This window comes from Algoriphagus winogradskyi, from assembly GCF_900182815.1.
GTDB classification, from domain to species: domain Bacteria; phylum Bacteroidota; class Bacteroidia; order Cytophagales; family Cyclobacteriaceae; genus Algoriphagus; species Algoriphagus winogradskyi.
Genome location: NZ_FXUA01000015.1, coordinates 1 through 5,149 on the forward strand (window position 1 = coordinate 1; position 5,149 = coordinate 5,149).

The 5,149-nt window shown below is 38.2% G+C and carries 5 protein-coding genes and 1 pseudogene; 5 read left to right on the top strand and 1 reads right to left on the bottom strand.

From position 1 onward, the window contains the following. The 4 genes and pseudogenes from QOL76_RS21135 to QOL76_RS21150 all read left to right on the top strand — a co-directional run. Positions 1-489, top strand: a pseudogene (locus tag QOL76_RS21135) (hypothetical protein); the annotation flags it as partial. 1 nt (position 490) lies between these two features. Beyond that, positions 491-1,057 (top strand): hypothetical protein, encoded by a 567-nt coding sequence (locus tag QOL76_RS21140; RefSeq protein ID WP_283414951.1) that lies wholly within the window; start codon positions 491-493, stop codon positions 1,055-1,057. Next, a complete protein-coding gene (locus tag QOL76_RS21145; protein WP_283414952.1) occupies positions 1,033-1,239 on the top strand; it encodes a hypothetical protein in 207 nt (68 codons plus the stop codon). The genes QOL76_RS21140 and QOL76_RS21145 overlap by 25 nt, the downstream gene beginning before the upstream one ends. Before the next feature lie 564 nt (positions 1,240-1,803). Beyond that, positions 1,804-2,325, top strand: a complete 522-nt coding sequence (locus tag QOL76_RS21150) for a cupin domain-containing protein (RefSeq protein WP_283414953.1) — start codon at positions 1,804-1,806, stop codon at positions 2,323-2,325. Positions 2,326-2,586: 261 nt separating this feature from the next. On the opposite strand, the gene QOL76_RS21155 is transcribed toward QOL76_RS21150, so the two are convergent. Continuing rightward, on the bottom strand, positions 2,587-3,288 hold the full coding sequence (locus tag QOL76_RS21155) for a sugar transferase (protein WP_283414954.1): 702 nt from the start codon (positions 3,286-3,288) through the stop codon (positions 2,587-2,589). A gap of 553 nt (positions 3,289-3,841) precedes the next feature. On the opposite strand from QOL76_RS21155, the gene QOL76_RS21160 reads away from it, so the two are divergent. Continuing rightward, the gene (locus QOL76_RS21160; protein WP_283414955.1) at positions 3,842-4,609 is read left to right on the top strand and encodes an undecaprenyl-diphosphate phosphatase; all 768 of its coding nucleotides are present in this window, start codon (positions 3,842-3,844) and stop codon (positions 4,607-4,609) included. Positions 4,610-5,149 lie beyond the last annotated feature (540 nt).

The following is a 5,149-nucleotide window of genomic DNA, read 5'->3' on the forward strand; positions in this document are numbered from 1 at the left end:
CAGGTGATGATGAAGGTGCTGCAATCTGATCTTGTCAATAACCGAGGAGAACGTATGGTACGTGCAGGCGACTGGAGTCTACTGAAAGATATGGAACTGAATGCTTCCAGTTCCCTGGGCAGCACCCTCTTTTTGGAAACTACCTACACGGATTCCCCAACGGCATGGGCGGTAGCCATCCCGGCTTTTGTCCCTCAGGATTATGTGGCAGTACCTAAAGGTGCAACCCACTTGAGGATATCGGCTACAGGAGTGGGACTGGATTTCTCGACAGGTGCAAGAGCAGTGCAAACTGCTGCTTCAACTTTGCTTCCGGTAATCGATCCGGCTGCGGCAATCAATCTATCCGTTGATAAAGCCCTACTTCCTGGTACGCACAGAGCATTTGTGCTCAGTGTAGAATTCGTCCAGATGGTGAATGGCAGCGAGTACTCCATTAACAATGGGGCGCACAATGCGGCCAAGATGGTAGGAGTAGAGCAGGTCTAAGATGAGACTGGTACTTCACCGCAAGTACAAAGCAACAGTAACCCTTGGGAGATTATTTCTAGGGCAGAAGCAGCTCTGCTTTACCCGTGAGCCTCCCAAGGCCTGCTTTGATACTGGGAAAACCTGTCTGGAAGAAGGGGTTTATGAGTTGGAAAACAGCCTCGGTCTGTGTCGAAACCTCGGTCTGGGTCTTTATAGACCGAAAAGTGGGATAAAGAAAGGAGTGAACCGCCTCGGTTCGTGTCTGCACGAACCGATAAGTTGCATGGAAGAAGGAGTCTATGAGCTCGAAGCTATCCATTCCGAGGTAAAAGGCTGGGGGATAGGAATTGGAAAAAAAGGAAAGATCTCCAGTTACCTAGGAGAGGATAAGCTTGAGTCCAGTTACATCTATCCAGTTACCAGCTATAGAGCCGATGGTACCCCGCTATTCACCAAACTCGCGTTTCTCAAATTGATGGAGAGGCTGGGGGCTGAATGGAGTCGGGGGGAAGTAATAGAGTTGCAGATAGTGTCAGAGCGAGTTCCTTATCTCCTGGAATCATGTCTGGAACAGAGCTACTGCTAAGTCTGGCGGGAGTGGTAACGATGATGCTTCTTTCAGTAATTGCGTACTTTCTGAAGTTGCTGATAGAGGATACCCGACAGCTGCGGGACGAATTAGCTAAGCTGAAGGAACTCTTTTACCGCTTGGAGGCGGAACAGGCCTTGATCAAGAATGTAATGCAAAGGACTCGAAGCCCCGACTAGCAGAAGGTCATCACGAACCACAGGAAAATGAAATCCGAATTCCGACATAGGACTATGGACACAAGTACCCCATTGAGGACCCGACTAGGGGATAACGGGGCTGATGAATTAAAATCTATAAAGCCGGAGGGGATTCCTCTCTGGTTTTTTGCCAATGTTATTTAGGTGTGAATCACGATTCAGCTGAAAAAATGATTGTATTTTGCAATTGTATAATGAAGGATATCAGTGGATAATTGTAACCGCTTTCTAACCAGTAGCCAAAGATATAAGGGGTTATAGCATCTTTCACCGTGCTGTAGAATGTCATTGGTGGACGATTACCTGCTACTTTCTAGATACATTCTGCAACTACTGGCTTCATTGCTGTCAATCATATTAATCGATATTCATTTGAAATTTAACTTAAACCGAAAGGCAACTCCAGTTTCTTAATGGATCAGAACATCCCTTTTGAAATATAAAATGTATGATTATTTACATTTTAGATATGTTCATTTGTCGTATGGTTAATTGATTAAACGATAAATGTATTTTTAAATTCACCATTTTTAGATTAATAAAATGAATTTAGAAAATATTACTTCAGATTTGAGTAAGGATGAAGTTTTTCTCAAAATAAACGACTTTTTGGAAAATAAAGGATTTCAAATTGACCAAGTTGATAAGGAAAGGCCATGGGGAGGATTTTTTGTTATTGATGAAAATCAGATTTCAGAATTTGCAGAAATGTTTTTCATGGAGATAGAACTTTCAGAAAAGCAATTGCAACAGAAATTGAGTCCTAAGTTTTTATTGGTTGCCCCCGGTTCACGCTTATCTTGGCAATACCATTTCCGGAGAGCTGAACTTTGGAAACTTATCCAAGGAGAGGCAGGTATTGTGAAAAGTGAAACTGATGAACTAGGGGAATTGCAACCAATGGAGTTTGGTGAAACTGTATCTTTGATGCAGGGTGAAAGACATCGTTTGGTAGGTATGGATAATTGGGGAATAGTGGCGGAGATTTGGATGCATGTCAACCCAGAATTACCTTCAGATGAAGAAGATATAGTTAGGGTAGAGGATGATTATGCCAGGAAATAATTAAGGGTAAGGCTTTTAATGAGCTTTGTATTGCCATGCACCTTTAATATGGCTAATCACCTATTCATGTGTATGCTTATTGAAAGCATGAATTTACATTATGACCTGTAAAATCTTTCAATTTAAAAGGGCTTAGGGAGTTTTTGTCGCCTTAATCCAGAATATTTTAGACATGAATCTCTACGGATGAGTCAATATTCATCACTCATAAAAAAGGGGAAGCCTAAGCTTCCCCAGATTATTTATTTTAGGTTTATTTATTCAAAATGCGTTATCATGGTTTAGCAAGGATTTGGCTGTCATCCAAATAATCTTAATATCCAAAAATGGACTCCATGTTTTGATGTAATACATATCCAGCTTATAGCGAAAATATATGGAATTGCTAGAATTAGTCTCTCCTCTATATCCTCTTGCCTGAGCTAGTCCTGTAATTCCAGGCTTTACCAGATGTCTGTTTTTAAATCCTTCTATTTCTAGTGAATGGGCGTCGTTTTGGACCAAAATATGGGGTCTAGGTCCTACAACGGACATATTACCATAAATCACGTTGAGAATCTGAGGTAATTCATCCAAACTTGTTTTTCTAAGAATCCTTCCAATTCGTGTTACTCGTGGATCATTTCGAGTCGCCATCTTCAGATTGGCTTCATCGTTAACTACCATAGATCTAAACTTGTAACAATTAAACCGGGAATTATAAATCCCCTCCCTTTCTTGTTTGAAAAATACTGGTCCCGGCGAATCCAGTTTAATTAGAATCCCTATAATTGGAAACAACCACCAACCAATTACCAGCATAAAACTGATTGAGCATATCAGATCTAATGTACGTTTCATAGTTAGGTTAATCCAATTCATATCTTCTGAAACAATACTTTCATTGTTTTCATTGAATAGGGCATTGGTATCAAGGTACAGCTCAGCATTCCCAAAATTTTGGAGTAGATAATTTGTTCTCATATTCTTGATTTCGGTTAGTAAAAAATTTATCGTATTCCGATTACTTTGGGCGTAGAAAAGGATTAAAATATTAATTAACGGACTGGCAAAATATCAACCGTTTCATTATGAATTCTTTACTCCTTTTTCTTACACTAATGTAGTATCTAATGTACATATGTGAAAGGTAAAGGAGCTGTTTTATCATAAACAAGCCTTATTTGTAAATAAACAGTCAATCATTCAGAATTGTATTTTAATAGTCTTATTAACTTTGATAAATTATTTAGGTCTGGTAAGACCTTATGGAAATCGGATAACAAAGAAGATTTGATTTTTGAAAAATCTAAAATTTACTTTAATCAGATTTGATTATCTGTTCCCAAAATTTCCCATTGATAATTTGTAGATGAGTTTAATTTTAGGATTACAGGTATATTTTCTATGTTTTGTGAATGTAAGTGTAATTGGAAAACACATTTTTCAATTTGGGAATGCATTTGGAAATAAAATTTCAATTAAGGTTCTATTATTAACTATAGATTAAATAAGATAAACTGGTAAAACCAATAACATGAATATTACCCAGACCATTATATTGGCTCTTATTGAGGGGCTAACAGAATTTCTTCCAGTTTCCTCTACAGGACATTTGATTTTAGCCTCCTCAGCTATGAAAATCCATGAGGATGAATTTGTTAAAACTTTCGAGATTTTTATTCAGTTGGGAGCAATTCTCGCAATAGCTTTAATGTATATCAAGAGGTTCTTTCAAGGCATGAAGATTTATGCTAAACTTTTTGTGGCATTCATTCCTACTGCTATTGTTGGTTTTTTTGCGTACGATTTTATAAAATCATACCTATTTAATCCCATAGTGGTTTCATTATCATTGATTATTGGAGGTATTATACTAATCTGGATCGATAAAAAGGTAATTTCCAAAGAATCGGAAGTCGAATCATTGGTAGATATTGCCTTTAGAAATGCATTTTACATAGGTTTGATGCAATGTTTTTCTATGATTCCAGGTACATCAAGAGCAGCTTCAACTATAATCGGTGGCGTGTTTAATAGATTGGACAAAAAACAAGCGACAGAGTTTTCATTTCTATTAGCAATACCTACAATGATTGCAGCAACAGGCTATGACCTGTTTAAAACCTCCATAAATTTTAATAACCAGGAGATTGTTATGCTTACCCTTGGGTTAGCTACTGCTTTTGTGAGTGCATGGTTGGCAGTTAAGATTTTTTTAAGGATTGTAGAAAATTATGGATTTAAGCATTTTGGTTATTATAGGATAATTGTAGGCTTATTATTCCTCTACATTATGGCCTAGATCTGAAAAAAGTAATCGTGTTTTTATTACTAATGGTTCCACCACGATCTTAATGTTAAAGACACTTGACTTTTAATTGATGACTGACTTTATAGGTAGTTTCCGGATGGGTGAGCCTTACGGTATTTTCGGTTTTGGGCTGCTTTGCAAGCCGTTAAGAAAATGACTTAGCTGCTGAGGTACGAGAGGACAAGTCGAAATGAAAATGCCCGGTGGGCATTTTGAGATTTGGGCCAGGTTTTGGGAGGGAGTCATTTTTAGGGCGCAAGGAAGGACAAAATTCCGCTGTCTACTCAGCTCAAAACAGCACTATGCCCCCCAGCGGAAAGAAAAGACCGAGGCTCAGGGCTTTTTGGTTAATTTTGATATAATGGTCAAAAATAGTTGGTAAAACCCGTGTAATTAACTGGTATATAAATATTTACGAGAACCTTATTGAAATGCGTTTCAATAAGGTTCTTTTGTTTTATGAAAACTTCAAAAAAAGCGTTGTTGGGCATGTGGCTTTTTAGACTCAATTAAATGGGGAAAACAAGGAGG

Bases quoted from the DNA above. Each gene is read 5' to 3' on its own strand.
- QOL76_RS21140 (WP_283414951.1), top strand. From the start codon at position 491: ATGAGACTGGTACTTCACCGCAAGTACAAAGCAACAGTAACCCTTGGG.
- QOL76_RS21145 (WP_283414952.1), top strand. From the start codon at position 1,033: ATGTCTGGAACAGAGCTACTGCTAAGTCTGGCGGGAGTGGTAACGATG.
- QOL76_RS21150 (WP_283414953.1), top strand. From the start codon at position 1,804: ATGAATTTAGAAAATATTACTTCAGATTTGAGTAAGGATGAAGTTTTT.
- QOL76_RS21155 (WP_283414954.1), bottom strand. From the start codon at position 3,288: ATGAGAACAAATTATCTACTCCAAAATTTTGGGAATGCTGAGCTGTAC.
- QOL76_RS21160 (WP_283414955.1), top strand. From the start codon at position 3,842: ATGAATATTACCCAGACCATTATATTGGCTCTTATTGAGGGGCTAACA.